The 15,846-nt window shown below is 55.0% G+C and carries 10 protein-coding genes and 1 pseudogene; 9 read left to right on the top strand and 2 right to left on the bottom strand.

Translation table 11 applies throughout. From position 1 onward, the window contains the following. Positions 1-34 precede the first annotated feature (34 nt). From gnd to GCU45_RS15600, 5 genes are all read left to right on the top strand, one after another. Positions 35-928 (top strand): phosphogluconate dehydrogenase (NAD(+)-dependent, decarboxylating), encoded by an 894-nt coding sequence (gene gnd, locus GCU45_RS15620; protein WP_152399588.1) that lies wholly within the window; start codon positions 35-37, stop codon positions 926-928. A 40-nt stretch (positions 929-968) separates the two neighbouring features. Next, positions 969-1,634: a fructose-6-phosphate aldolase gene (gene fsa, locus GCU45_RS15615; protein ID WP_105445179.1), complete on the top strand. Its 666-nt coding sequence runs from the start codon at positions 969-971 to the stop codon at positions 1,632-1,634. 328 nt (positions 1,635-1,962) lie between these two features. Further along, a complete protein-coding gene (locus GCU45_RS15610; RefSeq protein ID WP_152399587.1) occupies positions 1,963-4,257 on the top strand; it encodes an ABC transporter ATP-binding protein in 2,295 nt (764 codons plus the stop codon). After that, complete coding sequence (locus GCU45_RS15605) at positions 4,254-4,817, top strand: DUF1854 domain-containing protein (protein ID WP_152399586.1); 564 nt, start codon at positions 4,254-4,256, stop codon at positions 4,815-4,817. The genes GCU45_RS15610 and GCU45_RS15605 overlap by 4 nt, the downstream gene beginning before the upstream one ends. A gap of 41 nt (positions 4,818-4,858) precedes the next feature. After that, a complete protein-coding gene (locus tag GCU45_RS15600; protein ID WP_152399585.1) occupies positions 4,859-7,066 on the top strand; it encodes an ABC transporter ATP-binding protein in 2,208 nt (735 codons plus the stop codon). Positions 7,067-7,245: 179 nt separating this feature from the next. On the opposite strand, the gene GCU45_RS15595 is transcribed toward GCU45_RS15600, so the two are convergent. Then, positions 7,246-7,530, bottom strand: coding sequence for a hypothetical protein (locus tag GCU45_RS15595; protein WP_152399584.1), 285 nt, complete (start codon positions 7,528-7,530; stop codon positions 7,246-7,248). Positions 7,531-7,771: 241 nt separating this feature from the next. Between GCU45_RS15595 and GCU45_RS15590 the strand changes: the two are divergent. Next, positions 7,772-9,092 (top strand): annotated as a pseudogene (locus tag GCU45_RS15590) (MFS transporter). Further along, a complete protein-coding gene (locus GCU45_RS15585; RefSeq protein ID WP_152399583.1) occupies positions 9,064-9,978 on the top strand; it encodes a polysaccharide deacetylase family protein in 915 nt (304 codons plus the stop codon). The pseudogene GCU45_RS15590 and the gene GCU45_RS15585 overlap by 29 nt, the downstream one beginning before the upstream one ends. Before the next feature lie 193 nt (positions 9,979-10,171). Here the strand turns inward: GCU45_RS15585 and udk are convergent, their stop codons facing one another. Beyond that, positions 10,172-10,807, bottom strand: coding sequence for a uridine kinase (udk, locus tag GCU45_RS15580; protein WP_089549327.1), 636 nt, complete (start codon positions 10,805-10,807; stop codon positions 10,172-10,174). Positions 10,808-11,099: 292 nt separating this feature from the next. On the opposite strand from udk, the gene GCU45_RS15575 reads away from it, so the two are divergent. Together GCU45_RS15575 and GCU45_RS15570 are read left to right on the top strand one after the other, a co-directional pair. Then, positions 11,100-12,071: an acetylxylan esterase gene (locus GCU45_RS15575; RefSeq protein WP_152399582.1), complete on the top strand. Its 972-nt coding sequence runs from the start codon at positions 11,100-11,102 to the stop codon at positions 12,069-12,071. Between the two features lie 470 nt (positions 12,072-12,541). Beyond that, positions 12,542-15,796, top strand: a complete 3,255-nt coding sequence (locus tag GCU45_RS15570; protein ID WP_152399581.1) for an S-layer homology domain-containing protein — start codon at positions 12,542-12,544, stop codon at positions 15,794-15,796. Positions 15,797-15,846: the final 50 nt, after the last annotated feature.

Below are 15,846 nucleotides of genomic sequence, written 5' to 3'. Positions count from 1 at the left end.
AATAGAGAAAATGCATGGTGTGGAGGGAATTATAATGAAAGTCGGATTGATTGGATTAGGCAAAATGGGTTTGAATTTGGGACAAAATTTGATGGATCATAACCACAGCGTCGTTGCATTCGATTTGAACACAGCCGCTGTTGAAGACATGAAGAACAAAGGCGCCGAAGGCGCTGCAAGCATCAAAGAGCTTGTGTCCAAGCTGGAAACGCCAAGAATCGTGTGGATCATGGTGCCTCACTCCGTTGTAGACTCGGTCCTTGACGAGCTGAAACCACTGTTGTCCAAAGGCGACATCGTGATCGAAGCCGGCAACTCGCACTACAAAGAGTCGATTGAAAGATACAATCAAATGAAGGAATTCGGCGTAAGCTACCTCGACGTAGGTACTTCCGGCGGTATGGAAGGCGCTCGTAATGGCGCTTGCTACATGGTCGGCGGAGATCAGGAAGCATGGGACATCGTTGAACCGATCTTCAAGGACACCGCTGTAGAGAACGGCTATCTGTATGCCGGCAAATCCGGCAGCGGCCACTTCCTGAAAATGGTCCATAACGGCGTCGAATACGGCTTTATGGCTGCTATCGGCGAAGGCTTTGAAGTATTGGAGAAGAGTGATTTCGATTTTGACTACGAAAAAGTGGCCCGCGTATGGAACAACGGCTCCGTTATCCGTTCCTGGCTGATGGAATTGACGGAAAAGGCCTTTGCCAAAGACGCGAACTTGGACGAAATTAAAGGAATTATGCAATCTTCCGGCGAAGGTAAATGGACTGTGGAAACCGCTCTTGACCTGCAGACCGCTACACCGGTTATCGCTCTGTCCCTGCTGATGCGTTACCGTTCCCTGGAGAACGATACGTTCACAGGTAAAGTAGTTGCCGCGCTGCGTAACGAGTTTGGCGGCCATGCTGTAGTTAAGAACTAATCTTAAATAAATACAAAAAATAAGTGGAGGTTGTGAAATCATGAAATTTTTCATCGACACTGCAAACCTGGACGACATTAAAAAAGCATATAAAATCGGCGTTCTTTCCGGCGTGACGACAAACCCTTCTCTGGTTGCCAAAGAAGGCGTGAAGTTCGAAGACCGCATCGAAGAAATTTTGAAGGCTGTTCCTGAAGTGGAATCCGTATCGGCAGAAGTAACCCCGGATGCGGAAACTGCGGAAGATATGATCGCACAAGCCGATGAACTGATCAAAATCAACGGCGGAGACAAAAACATCACGATCAAGCTGCCAATGACGCTGGCTGGTCTTGAAGCTTGCCGTTACCTGACGAAAAAAGGCGTAAAAACGAACGTAACCCTGATCTTTACCGTGAACCAGGCTCTGTTGGCTGCACGCGCAGGCGCAACGTACGTATCCCCATTCCTGGGCCGCCTGGACGACATCTCGGAAGACGGCGTGCTGCTCGTCTCCAAAATCGCTGAGCTGTTCCGCGTTCATAACCTGGACACTCAAATCATCGCTGCTTCGGTTCGCCATCCAGACCACGTAACCCGCGTAGCGCTGGCCGGTGCGCATATTGCTACCGTTCCATTCAGCGTCATCGCTCAACTGGTAAAACACCCGCTGACGGATCAAGGCATCGAGAAATTTGCTGCTGACTGGAAAAACGCAACGAAGTAATATTCAGCATAGCGGCTGAATAAGTATATATTAGGATAAAAAGGCTTCCTTCCTGCCGGGCCGCGGCGGAGGGGGGCCTTTTTAGCTTATTAGAAATGGATGTGCTCAATAGGCCTACGCTAAAGGATCTGGATCAAAACCGGTGCAAACTCCCGCTAGTATGGGGAATTTAGCAATCGTGTAAACCGATGGGAGCTGGTGTTGCCCAAAGTTCAGTGTGTAAAATTTTTGTGATAAGTAAATTTTCCCTTTCTTGGGAGAGGCAAACGGTGTATGATATTTCGTACCTAATAAGACGACTGAAAAGACAACAGAATTTGGAGGACTCATGGATACACTTCCAAAGGCAATCATGAACGCACTGGCGCAGCACGGCGTGGCAAGTGAAAGCGTGCTCTGCTGGCTGCTGTGCGACCGGGCCCTGGAGAACGGGTTCAGGGATACGTATGTACTTTTGACCCGTGAGGAGCTCTTGATCTTGTCCCATGACCAGGCGCCAGCGCGGGAGAAGACATACAGCGGGTATGCGGCAAACACCCCGTTGAAAGGGCTTTCTCCGGAAAAAGAGGCCCACTGGGAACTGGAAGCGCTGAAGATTCGGGACATCGAATCGCTGAGCATCGTCAATCTGGTAGCCTCCGGCATGGTCGTCATCAAGGCACCAGAGGAGAGGGCCGTTGCCGCGTTCACGAATGGCGGCATGCGGAGCGCAGCCAGGCTGGCCAAAATTTTCGAGAAGCTGAAGAAAAGCGAAGAGCTCGGTCCGGAAGAGCTGCGGGACGACCAGGAGCGGGCCACATGCCCGAAATGCGGCATGATCTACCCCGAAGAGGGGCGCCAAGTTTGCCCCAAATGCATGAAGAAGCACGCCGTCTTCGGCAGGCTGCTGTCCTTTGCGGGCAAGTACAAAGTCTCGATGTTCTGGATCGTGCTGTTTATGCTGCTGAACTCGGCGGCGGGGCTGGTTATCCCTTATTTTCAGGGAACCCTGCTGTTCGACCAGGCACTGGGCGGCAAAGGCACGTTCGCAGGCCAAATCGGGCTAGTCATCGCACTTATTATCGTTTTCCGGACGCTCTCGCTGTTGTTTGGGGTCATCTTCGGCGTCATCAACGCCAAGATGGCGGCGAATATCGCCTTTGACCTGAAATCGAGCGTGTTTCACGCCATGCAGAGGCTTTCCTTAAGCTTCTTTGAGAAGAAGCAGACGGGGCAGCTGATGACCCGCATCAACAATGATGCGACCGAACTGCAGTATTTTTTCGTTGACGGCATTTCGTATTTCGTGGTCAACGCCATGAATATCATCGGAATCGTCACCGTGCTGCTGATCATGGATTGGAAGCTGACCCTGCTGTGCCTGCTTCCTCTCCCCTTCGTGTTCCTGCTCGTCCGCAAAGTATTTCCCAAACTGTGGAGGCTGTCCATCAGGCGGCATAAGCGGGTCAGCGCGATGAATGCCATCATCAGCGACACGATCCGCGGCACGCGGGTGGTGAAGGCGTTCGGGATGGAGCAGATGGAGAATGCCCGTTTCCAGCGGGCCAGCGGGGCTTTTTCCGATGCGGAGCAGTCTTTTAACAAAATGGGCGTAACCTTGTTTCCCGTATTGAACATTCTGACGCAAATCGGCGGCATTCTTATTTGGGCCTTTGGCGGCTGGAAGGTCATGCAGGGGGATTTTACGTTCGGTAAAGTCATGACCTTCATGAACTACATGCTCCTGCTGTACGGTCCGATCCAGTTTATGAACAATATTATGAACTGGTGGTCCTACTGTATGTCCGCGGCGCAGCGGATTTTTGAAATCCATGATGCGGTGCCCGACGTAGTGGAAAAGCCAAACGCGATGCAGCTTACGGAAATGCAGGGCGAAATCCGCATATCGAACGTCACCTTCGGCTACGAGCCGAACAAGGCGATCCTGAAAGGGGTGTCGCTGCATGCAAGGCCCGGTCAAATGATCGGCGTCGTCGGGCACTCGGGGGCCGGGAAATCGACGCTGGTTAACCTGATTCCGAGGCTGTATGACGTCAATGAAGGAGAGATCCGGATCGACGGCATCCCGATCAAGGATGTGTCCATGGCGTCCCTTCGGACGCATATCGGCATCGTATCCCAGGACGTCTATGTCATGTCCGGAAGCATCGCGGAAAATATCGCCTATGCCGATCCGGACTGCACCTTGGCCGACCTGATTCACGCTGCCAAAGTGGCCGGCGCACACGACTTCATCGAGAAGCTGCCGGACGGCTACGATACCATTGTCGGGACCGGGGGGCATAACCTGTCCGGGGGCGAGAAGCAGCGGCTCAGCATTGCCCGGGCCATTTTGCACAATCCGAAAATACTGATTCTGGATGAGGCTACCGCCTCGCTCGATACGAAGACCGAGCTGCAAATCCAGGAGGCGCTCGATACGCTGATCAAGGGAAGAACGACGATTGCGATTGCGCACCGCTTGTCCACGCTAAGAAACGCCGACTATCTAGTTGTGCTGGAGCAAGGCAAGATTGTGGAGGAAGGGACGCATGAACAGCTGCTGGTGAAGGAAGGGGCTTACTACGACCTGGTCAAAAAGCATGACGAGGCGCTGAAGATGAATGAGGTGATTACGGCATGACGCTTAAGGATGTAAGTGTTAGCGAGATTCTAAGGCCCGAGGACGGCGGGAGCAGCCCTGGCCTCGCGGAGGCGGCGCAAATCCGCTATTTGTCCCCGGACGATACGGAGTTTACCCTGACGGAAGGCCATATGCTGAACGTGAAGGCGGGGGGCAAGGAGCACGTCGGAGTGTACGTGCACTGCTCTTTTCCGCATACGAATAAGCGGATCTATCTATCGATTCGAACCGTCGAGAATGAGGAGATCGGGATGATTCGCTCCCTGGACGAGTTCCCGGAGGAAACGCAGCGGATGCTGGAGGAGCAGGTGGAGCTGCGGTATTTTGCCCCTGAAATCTCGAAGGTTCTCTCCGTCAAAGAGGAGTTCGGATATTCGTATTGGGATGCGGAAACCACATCGGGGTACTGCCGCTTTACGGTTCGCGGCGGCGGCGGGAGCGTCAAGCTGATGACCGCAAGCCGGCTGCTGATCGTGGATGTGGACGGCAACCGGTTTATCATCCCGCATCTGGACCGACTGAGCGACAAGGAATACAAGATGGTTGAGGTATGCATGTAGGTTGAACTTCGACGCCTGTCGATACAAGGACGGAGGTATTCATGAACCTTAATTTTACACTGCCGGAGCGCGAGCTGGAGGCCGTCTCGCAGGCTGTGGGGGAGCATATCCGTTACTGCGTGCCTGTCGATTTGACGCTGGGCGGGCAGCGGACGGAAGGTTATTTCGTAATTGGAGAGCAGAAATGGGCCCTGCTGCTGGAGGGCCGTGTGGTCGACAGCCGTCTGATTACTGACGCGAAGGAATACAAGGTGGTGCCGCTGATCGGTAGCGCCGTGCTGGAAGGGGACGAGGCCGGCACCAAATTTATTCTTACGAGGCTGTCCATGAAGCACGCAGCAAGGTACGGTTATATCGCCCAAATTCTAAACGATATGTCCAGGCAGCGGACAATCCGCATTTACAACGATGAAGAGGAGCCCGTCTGCGCCAGCTGCGGCGGTTCGCTCATTCCCGGAACGAGGGTGTGCCCGAAGTGCATGAACAAGGCAGCTGCTTTCAAGCGGCTGGTCTCGGTGGCGATGAATCACAAAAAAACCTTCGCGATCGGGCTTGCAGTGACATTAGCTGCATCCGCCATATCGATGGCCGGCCCTTACTTTCAAAAGCTGCTGGTGAATTCCTCGCTGCAGCCCCCTCCCGGCCAATCACCGAGCGTTCCCGTGTTCATCTGGGCCATTCTCGGCCTGCTCTTCGTCCTTGTCGGCGGAGAGGGGCTCGGGATCATCAAAGGGCGGATCATGGCGGGGGTCAGCTCGCAAATCGCGGCCGACTTGCGCAAGCTGGTCTATGAGCGGATTCAGAGCTTGTCCCTCGGATTTCTGACCACGCAGCGGGCCGGGGACATCATGAACCGGGTCACCTCGGATACGGACCGGATCCGCAATCTGGTTCAGGAGCTATTTACGACGGCTGTCTTTCAGCTCATTATTCTCGTGTCCGCGAGCGTGCTGCTCTTCTCAGCCGATTGGCGCCTGGCTTGCGTTGTGCTGCTGCCGGCGCCGCTCGTCGCCTACATCCAGCGGTATATTTGGAAAGGCGTGCTGTGGAAGCTGTTCCGCAAGCAGTGGAGGGTGTACGACAAGGCGAACTCCTTCCTGCATGACGTGCTAAGCGGGATCCGCGTCGTCAAGGCGTTCGGCAAGGAGGAGCGCGAGGTGAAGCGGTTCAAACAGTACAATGCCGAGTTTGCTGCGGCGACTATCCAGACCGAGAAAGTATTCAGTATCCTGTCGCCGATCTCGAACTATTTAATCCAAATGGGGCAGTATCTCGTGCTCCTCATCGGGTGCAATATGATTCTCGGCAAGCAGATGTCCCTTGGGGAGCTGGTGCAATTCAGCGGCTACGCCGGGATGATATACGGTCCGATCGCGTGGCTGATGTTTATGCCGAGATGGCTGTCCAATGCCATTATTTCAGTGGACCGCATCTTCTCGGTGATCGATGAGCAGCCGGAAGTGATGGATTCCGAGGCGTCCGTCAAGCATTCGATTCAGGGAACGATTACGTTCCGGAATGTGATATTCGGCTACAAATCGTATGAGCCGGTGCTGAAAGAAATTAATGTGGAGATCAAGCCGGGGGAAATGATCGGTCTGGTTGGACATTCCGGGTCAGGGAAGTCGACGCTGATCAACCTCGTCTCCCGGTTCTATGACGTAAATGAAGGCGAGATCCTCATCGACGGAGTGGACATCCGCCGGATCGAGCAGGCGCATCTGCGCTCGCAGATCGGCGTCGTGCTGCAGGAGACATTTCTGTTCAGCGGCACGATCCTGGACAATATCCGGTACTCGAAGCCGGAAGCGACGTACGAGGAAGTGCTTGAGGCGGCGAGGATCGCCAATGCGCATGATTTTATCCTGCGCCTGCCGGACGGCTATGATACACGCCTGGAGGAGAACGGCGGCAACCTGTCCGGCGGAGAGAGGCAGCGGCTGGCGATTGCCCGGGCGGTGCTGAACGACCCGCGGATCCTGATCCTCGACGAGGCGACGGCCTCGCTCGATATCGATACGGAGAGCGCCATCCAGGAGGCGCTGCAGCGGGTCACGCGCAACCGGACGACGCTGGCGATCGCGCATCGCCTGTCTACGCTGCGGCATGCCGACCGGCTGATCGTCCTCGACAAGGGCGAGATTGCCGAAATCGGCACGCACGCCGAGCTTGTGGCTAAAAGAGGGATCTACTACAACCTCATCACCGCGCAGCGCAACATGTCCAAGAAGGCCGAGGCGGTGGGGTAGACCGGCGGGGGATGGCTGCGCTGGGTGGCCGAGATTGATGTTTGTAGAAAATGTATAGTTGTTCATCGCACTCCGACTCTACCACGTAGAGCCGGAGTATTTTTGTTTTAGTACGGGATGTCTTGGCAATTGTACTTATTGCGAATGTATCCGAATGAGGAAGGATCACAGCTTGTTATCTAGCTTAGCTTCTCCTTCGTAAAGAGACCGACCAGCAAAAGAATCACCCCGGTCAAAAAGAACAGCGGAATCAGGAGCATCATGAGGCCGATGGCAGCGAACCCGTCATGGGCGATCCAGTCCCCGTATATCAACGCAACGAGCCACGAAAATACAAATGCGATCGGCAGCATCGTCGTGATTCCCCACACCATGTATTTTCTTTTCGCCGATTTCCCCCTGCTGAGCTCAAAGGCTAAGCTTAACGCAGCGAGTACGATGATCGCTCCGACGACCAATGCCATTGGTATCCCTCCTGGTAGATAATTGTCTTTTTGCTTGTCATAGGTGAACTGCATGGCGACAAAGCTTAGGATGACCTGCTGATCCAAATTATAGCTTATGATATAGAACGCTTTAACATCCGGAGGGTTGGTTAAAAAATGGTTTTTCGCTGAATCACAAAGGTAAAATCATCCATTTGTTGAATAGTATTTCAGTAAGGCCTTAGGCCAAGAAGCCTATTCTCGTAGGGGAGGAATACACATGGCGCGCCGATGGGTAAATTCGCCGTACGCCTTTGCGCTGGGGATGTTTGCGATGATGGTTCCGAGTCAGGCATTCAGTTCGTTTTACAGCTATTTTTACGTGGAAAAGCTGGGACTCGGCGTCGGGCTCGCCACGCTCGCCAGAACCATTTTCCTGATCTGGGATGCGGTGAACAATCCGCTGTTCGGCTATTGGTCGGACCGGACCGAGACGCGCTACGGCCGGCGCAGGCCGTGGGTGTTTGCCTCCATTCCGCTGTTTATGCTTACCTTCGTGTTGGTCTTCTCCCCGCCGGGAGGATTATCGCAAAACGGGCTGTTCACCTGGTTTCTGGTGACGCTGGTGCTGTATGAGGCGGTGGCGACCGTTCTGTGGGTCAACTACGGGGCGCTGTTTCCCGAGCTGTTCCGCGGCGACCGGATCCGGGCCAAAGCCTCCGCCATCCAGCAGGGCTATCAGGTGCTGGCTCTTCTCATCGCCACTGCCCTGACGCCTATCATTTACGCGGCGATCAACTTCTCCAACATGGCGATCGTGTATGCTTTCGTGTTCGGCATCTGCATGCTCATCTGCATGCTTAGCGTGCGGGAGCAGCGAGACCCTGGCAGGCCGGAGCCGATGAAGCTGGCAGCCGCCTTTAAGGAAACACTGAGCAACAAGAAGTTTTGGGTCTTCAACATTTCCAACTCGTTTGCCCAGACCGTGAACGGACTGGTCAGCTCCATGATCCCGTTCTACGCCAAATACGTGCTGCGGATTTCGGAGGGCCAGGTGTCGATTCTGCTGGCGGCCGTGTTTGTGTCCGTCATTCCACTCGTGGGCGTATGGTACTGGATCGTCCGGCGGATGGACGGCGAAAGCCTGGCGGCTGTCGCTGATCTTGTACGGTCTGTCGGTCATTCCGCTCTGGTTCGGTTACAACCTGGTGAGCGGCGTGGCGGCCGGCATTGCGGTCGGTTTTGGTTTGGCCGGTTTCCTCGTCACGCCGGCGATGGTCAGCGGACGTATTATCGACGAGGATGCGGAGCGGACCGGACGGCGGCGCGAGGGCATTTATACGGCAGTCAGCGGGTTCATTACCCGGTCAAGCGGGCTGATTTCGGCGCTGGCTTTTTACGTGGTCGGCCTGATCTTTGGTTATGAAAGCGGTGACAATCCGGGATCGAATCCGGAAGCGACGTTTCGTTACCTGATCAGTGTCGTGCCGTTATGCTTATTGGTCATATCGGTTGTGATATCCTTTATGGCCCGGTTTGATTTTCATATGACGGGGAAAGGAGAGGTGAAGCATGGCCAAGAGGCTCATCATCAACTGTGACGATTTCGGGCAGAGCCCGGCGATGAACCGGGCCATCATGCATCTGCTCGAGGAGGGCAAGGTCTCCTCGGCGACGATCATGGCGGTGGCGCCCGGTTTTGAAGAGGCGGCCGACTGGGCCACGCGCCGGCAGCAGCCTAATGTGGGGCTGCACCTGACCCTGACGAGCGAGTTCGACGCCCTGCGCTGGAGCAGTCTGACCGGGCACCCGTCGCTGCATGACGCTGAAGGCAAGCAGTACCGGACGGTCAGGGAATTTGAGCTGGGCGCAGAGACGAGCGCCGTCGTGAAAGAGATCGACGCCCAGTACGAACGGGTCAAGCAGGCCGGCATCCGAATCAGCCATGTCGACAACCACATGGGCAGCCTGTACGGCATGGAGACGGGGCGCAGCCTGCTGCCCCAGACCTTTTGGAAAATTTCACGCTGGGGCCTGCCTTCCCGCTTTTTCCGCTACATCCACCCCGATGACCCGCTCCTTCGTTCGCTGAGCGGCATTGAACGCCCAGTAGCCAAAGCAGCGGCGTTGGCGGACACCTTCGGGGTGCCAATCCCCGATTATCTGCTGTCCCATCCCTTCGGATTGGTGGAAGGGGAAACGTATGACCGCTTCAAACGGTCGATCATCGCCAAGCTGTACGCCCTGCCGGAAGGGGTATCAGAGACCTACATTCATCCCGGTGCGGAGGATGCGTGGATGCTGGCCAACATTCCGCAGTGGGAGAAGCGGGTGTGGGAGTTCCGGCTGCCCTTTGATGACGACTTTGCGTACGGCTTGAAGGATGCGGGCGTGGAACTGACCCATTACGGCTATGTCCATGAGCATCTGAGACGGCCGCGCTTCAGGTCGGCTTTCCGGCTGATCCGGGAGCTGACCCGGAAATAGGGCGGCGGATTAGAGGGCACGGCTACGGGTTGTGCGGAGAGGCTAAGGCTTCGATTTTTCGGCATAAATATGATCCTTTCGTGCATAGAAAACAGCCCTTCGCACACGATTGCGAAGGGCTGTATTGGCTTGTCCGGTTTATTGTTCACTGCCCGCTGGGAATCAACGGTTCTATAAACCGCTCAAGCCGAGTTTAGATGTCCGACCAGTTCCGGTCGCCCGTCAGGAACTTCTCCGTCAGAATCGACAGCAGCTGAATGCCGACTTCGTTTTCCCCGCCTTCGGGAATGATGAGGTCGGCGTATTTTTTGGACGGTTCGATAAAGGCCTCATGCATCGGCTTTACCGTCGCCAGGTACTGCTGGTGAATCGACTGGATGCTGCGTCCGCGTTCCTCAATGTCGCGCAGGACGCGGCGCAGAATGCGGACGTCCGGGTCGGTGTCGACGAACACCTTGATGTCGAGCATCTCGCGCAGCTTCTCGTCCGAGAGGACGTGAAGGCCTTCGATGATGACGATATTGTTCGGCGTCAGCTCCACCTTGTCAACCGAGGAGCGGGCGTGAACCGTAAAGTCGTACACCGGCGCGTAAGCGGTTTGGCCTTCTTTTAACTGGCTCAAATGCTCGATAAGTAGTTCATTATCAAAGGCGAACGGATGATCATAGTTGATCAGCTCCCGTTCCGCCAGGCTAAGATGAGGGTTGTCCTTGTAATAATTGTCTTGGGAAATGAAGGTGACCTTTCCCGAACCGAGACGATCGATGACCGAACGGGCCACCGTCGTTTTGCCGGAGCCAGTGCCGCCGGCGATACCAATAATAAGCATGACGAGTCGTGTACCCCCTAAATGAATTGCCACCTGCAACTATAACCCAAGTATTGTAGCACAGCTGCTGCTTTTTTTCACCTTATCGGGGTTATGAGAAAAATGGTAAGGTAGTTGAGTGAGCAAGGCGAGCGCAATGGAAAAAACTTGTTAAGGATGGGTTGGCAAACCTTGTCGAGGATAGCTTCTTATTGGTTGCAGGCACGGGCAGGAAATAAAACGGTAACGGGCGAATGTAAGTAAGATTAAAAATGACTAAATTGACTTTGTAAACAAAGAAAGGTTGATGATTGTGCCACTCGTAGATATGCCGCTGTCCCAGTTGAAGCAGTATGAAGGAAGAAATCCGAAGCCGGATGATTTTGATACATACTGGTCGCAGGCACTGGAAGAAATGCGGGCTGTTGATCCGCAGGTGGAACTCGTTCCAGCGGATTTTGAAGTGCCGTTTGCCGAATGCTTTTCGCTGTATTTCACCGGGGTGAACGGCGCGAGAATTCATGCCAAGTACGCCAGGCCAAAAGGGGCTGCCCAGCCTCACCCGGCCGTGCTGCAATTTCACGGTTATACGGGAGACAGCGGGGATTGGATGGATAAAATGGTCTACCCGGCGATGGGTTTCTCCATCGCGTCGCTGGACGTCCGCGGTCAAGGCGGCTTGTCCGAGGATAAAGGCGGTGTGGTCGGCAACACGCACCATGGACATATTATCCGCGGCCTAAGCGACAAGGACCCGCACAAGCTGCTTTTCCGTGACGTGTTCCTGGACACCGCACAGCTGGCGGCGATCGTGATGGGCTTTCCGGAGGTCGACGCAGACCGCGTGGGGGCGACGGGCTGGTCGCAGGGCGGAGCACTGACGATTGCGTGCGCCGCGCTGGAGCCGAGAATCAAGAAGGCGGCCCCGGTATATCCGTTCCTGAGCGATTATAAGCGGGTATGGGAGATGGATCTCAGCGTTCATGCGTACGAGGAACTCCGTACCTATTTCCGCAAGTTCGACCCGCAGCATCAGCGCGAGGACGAAATTTTCAACAAGCTTGGCTATATTGACATTCAGAACCTGGCTTCGCGCATTGAGGCTGACGTCATGGTTGGCGTAGGACTGATGGACACGATCTGCCCGCCATCGACCCAGTTCGCCGCCATTAACAAAATGAAGTCGCCTGTGAAGCTTGAAATCTATCCGGATTTCGGCCACGAAGGTCTCCCTGGCCTGAACGACAAGATCGTGCAGTTTATGAAGGGGCTCCAGCAGGAATAGTCGCGTATCATAGCCGCGATGATAGCGGTGGATTGATTGGCTAGCTCTTAGGCTGCAAAAGAGGCTGCGTTTCATTCCGGCGTTGCTGTAATCGGATGCATGGCATCGTTCGGCAACCGGCTGTCATTGAGCGGACTTTTTTTGTACTCCTCTGTTTTTCTCACCTATATGCTTCTTAATCAAAGGCATTCCTTGAGGCTGAATATCGGCGCCATGGAATGCCTTTTTGGCGTCTGTTTAATGGTACGGGTTACGGAAATGGATAGTTTTTAGAATGGGGGTACGACCGGACAGAAAAAAATATCGAATTTTGGCGGCCCAGTTAACTTTCGTTAATTGTTGGTGCCTGTTTGCCTTGCTACGATAGGGATGCCTTTTTGATCCCGATTCAAAAGACCTAGACGGAAAGACTCATGCCGGCTTGGGGTTGGGACAATTTTCATATCTGAAAGAGCAAGGAGAGATAGGAAATGCACCGATTAAAAAAGCTAAGTCTGGGAGCCGTGCTTATGTTCGGCCTGCAGCAGCTGTACCCGGTGGCGGCATTTGCCGAAATTGCAGTGGAGCCGCAGGAGGACCCGTTTGTTTTTTACGTTAGCGACAACGATTATGGCGAGGGATACAAGCTGAGGGTTAGCTCCTATAACGATCAGGAAGACCTTTTGCACGAGGAGACCAGCGAGAACCCGCCGAATGAGCCTTTCGTCATTTCCATTAATCCGTACGAAAATCAATGGATTCCGCACGTGGATCTGGATGACCCGCATCCAATTACGTTCCGGGTGGAGACGATTAAAATGAATGGCAGCGGTTCGGAAGGGGAGGGAGCATCCCCTGAGACCTCTGGCGGCACCGGCGGAAGTGAAACCGGAGATGCGGGGCAAGGCGATCCAATTTCCGGGAACTCCAGGGAGCCCGAAGGTTTGCCTGGAATCGGTATCGAATCGATTAGCTCCGATGTACCTCAAGGGGATTGCACAAGTGTGGCGGCGGCTCCCGGCAATGAAAACAGCGAAGAGATTGTGGACAGCGTCGATTATATGTGGAGCCCAATGGCGACCGTGGAAGGGGATATCCCTGTTGCACCCGGATCGGTGGACGACCTGAGAGTGCTGGTGGCGAGCGGAGACAGCCTCGGGACCTCCGTAGGCGAAGGCGATGAAGGGTTTAAATACGATGAAGAAACACACATGGTCCATTATAAGGTAAGCCTGCCGAAGGGCGGACCCTACCTTGTGGAAGCCTCAGTTGATGGTGACCCTTATGGATCAGCTCTGGTGAAGCCGGTTACCGGGGTGAACCGTTTCCCAAGTAAAACGCTGCTCGAGGGCAACCAGATCCATACTTACTTTGAAGTAGACGCTGATCCTCTTGTCCCGTACACGGTAGAACAACTGAATGGGATGGACGACAGCTTGAATGCGGACGATGGACAGGCGGTCGATTTCGGCGGGCAAACCTACAATACGTCCAAGGAGGCCGAACTTCCGTTCGAATTTCCGTTTTATGGAGAGAAGCATGGCCAGATCTGGATCGATATCAACGGAGGAATTTATTTTGACAATTATTCCACTCCGGGTCCAGAGAATTATCCAGATGTAGATGCACCGCCTGCTCTGCAGGCCTATGTATCCGGTCTGAGACTGAATCCTAACGATCCCGGTTCCAAAATCCTGACGAAAACGATCGGGGAGGAAGGGGACCGAAAGTTTATCGTCCAATGGAACAATATGTATTTTTATAACGCCGATGCCCCGATTACGTTCCAGGCGATTCTATTCGAAAATGGGGATGTCCAATATCAGTATCCGAACATCACGATAGAAAACGGCGAATACGATGACGGCGAGGCTTCAACAATCGGCATTCAAGCCGCTCAGGGCTTGTCCCTAAATTACCTCCTCTATTCGCATCGCATGTCTATGATCGAAAGCAACCAGGCGATCCGCTTCAGTCCGGTAACGGTCTCGGACGAGAATCCCTCCGATCCCGGTCATGGCCAATACACAGTGACCTACAACGGTAATGGCAGCACAGAAGGCGAAGTCCCAGTAGACGAACAAGCTTATGGTACTGAGGATAGCGTAACCGTTCAGGGGAACGCCGGCGGCCTTAAGAAGGATGGGTACGATTTTGCCGGGTGGAGCCGGCATTCGGACGGAAGCGGTACGCTGTATAAGGAAGGCGACACCATTTCGGTCGGTTCGGAAAATATAACGCTCTATGCGGTATGGGCGCCGGTAACTCCTCCGGGAGGCGGTGGCGATAACGGAAACAGCGGCGGAGGAGATAACGGCTCCGGCGGAGACGGCGGTTCAGGTGGCGGAGGGGATCATGGCTCCGGCAATAACGGCGGATCTAACGGCGGTGGAAGTAACGGTGGCAACAATAGCTCGGGCGGCAGCGGCGGATCGAATAACGGCGGCGGCAGCACTGGCGGCTCAACCACGCCAGCGTCTTCGGGAAATTCGGCTGCCAGCGTTCCTGCGCCGATCGTGGTGAACGGTAAGACTTACGATGGTGTGCTTCAAACGACGACTTCTACCAATAACGGGCAGACGTCCGTAACGGCGGTCCTTGATTCGTCGAAGCTGCAGGCCATGCTGAGCCAGGCCGGGCCGGGACAATCCGTCACCATTCAGGTCATGCAGGCGGCAAATACAACGACGGTGGGGCTGACAGCAGAATCGCTGAGGGCTCTGGAAAACGGCGCCAGTCAGCTGGTGATCCAAACCGCAAACGGAAGTTATCAGATTCCGGTTTCTGAGATCGGCACGTCAAGACTGACCCGGCTCTTCCAAGCTTCAGGTGATGTTACGGGCATGAACGTCCAGATCACCATCGCCGGGTATGAAGCGGCAAAGGCAGCACAGCTGCAGGCAGCCGCCCAAAAGATGGGGCTGCAGCTGGTGACCGGGCCGGTCGATTTCCGGATTGCCGCTTCGTTCCAGGGTCAAACCTTGAACGTTAGCCCGTACAACACTTATGTGCAGCACATCCTGCCGATTCCGGCAGCAGGTGAAGGTATGGTGTCCACGGGGGTCATGCTGGACGAGAACGGAACCGTGCATCCGGTGCCTACCCGGTTGACCGGAGAGAACGGCAGCCGCAGTGCGGTCGTGAGCAGCGTAACCGGCGGTACGTTCGCCCTGGTTGGCTACAGCACAAGCTTCAGCGATGTGAGCGGGCATATCCAAGAGGTCGTACAAAACCTCGCGTCCCGCTTGATTCTGCAGGGAACGGGGGATGGCCGATTCACTCCTGACCGTACGGTGACCCGCGCAGAATTCGCGGCCATTCTGGTCCGTGCGTTAGGGCTTGCCGGCGGAGGCCAATCAAGCAGTTATGCCGATGTGAAGCCGGGCGACTGGTATACGGAGGCCGTCACGCTCGCCCAAAGATACGGTATCGTGAACGGTTACAGCGACGGCACGTTCCGTCCCGGCCATACGATCACCCGCGAGGAGGCGCTGGTCATGTTCAACCGGGCCGGTAAGCTGGCCCGCCTGAAATCCGGTGCCGATCAGGAAGGCTTAAGCCAAGCATTGTCCGCATTTACAGACAGCCAGGCTGTGTCGGGCTGGGCGGCTCAGGCCGTGGCCGAAGCGGCTCAGAACGAGCTCTTGAACGGCTTTGGCGCTCAGCTGCAGCCGAAAAAAGAGATCACCCGAGCGGAAACGGCCGAGATCCTTCAGCGTTTGCTGGAGAAGTCAGGCCTCATCTGATCGTATAAACACTATAGAATATGCAGAGGCAGCTGCCGGGAATATCCCGG

This window comes from Paenibacillus cellulositrophicus (assembly GCF_009363095.1).
Taxonomy (GTDB): domain Bacteria; phylum Bacillota; class Bacilli; order Paenibacillales; family Paenibacillaceae; genus Paenibacillus_AQ; species Paenibacillus_AQ favisporus.
The sequence above is the reverse complement of the archived record's forward strand: the minus strand, read 5'-3'. Positions and strand labels throughout refer to the sequence as shown.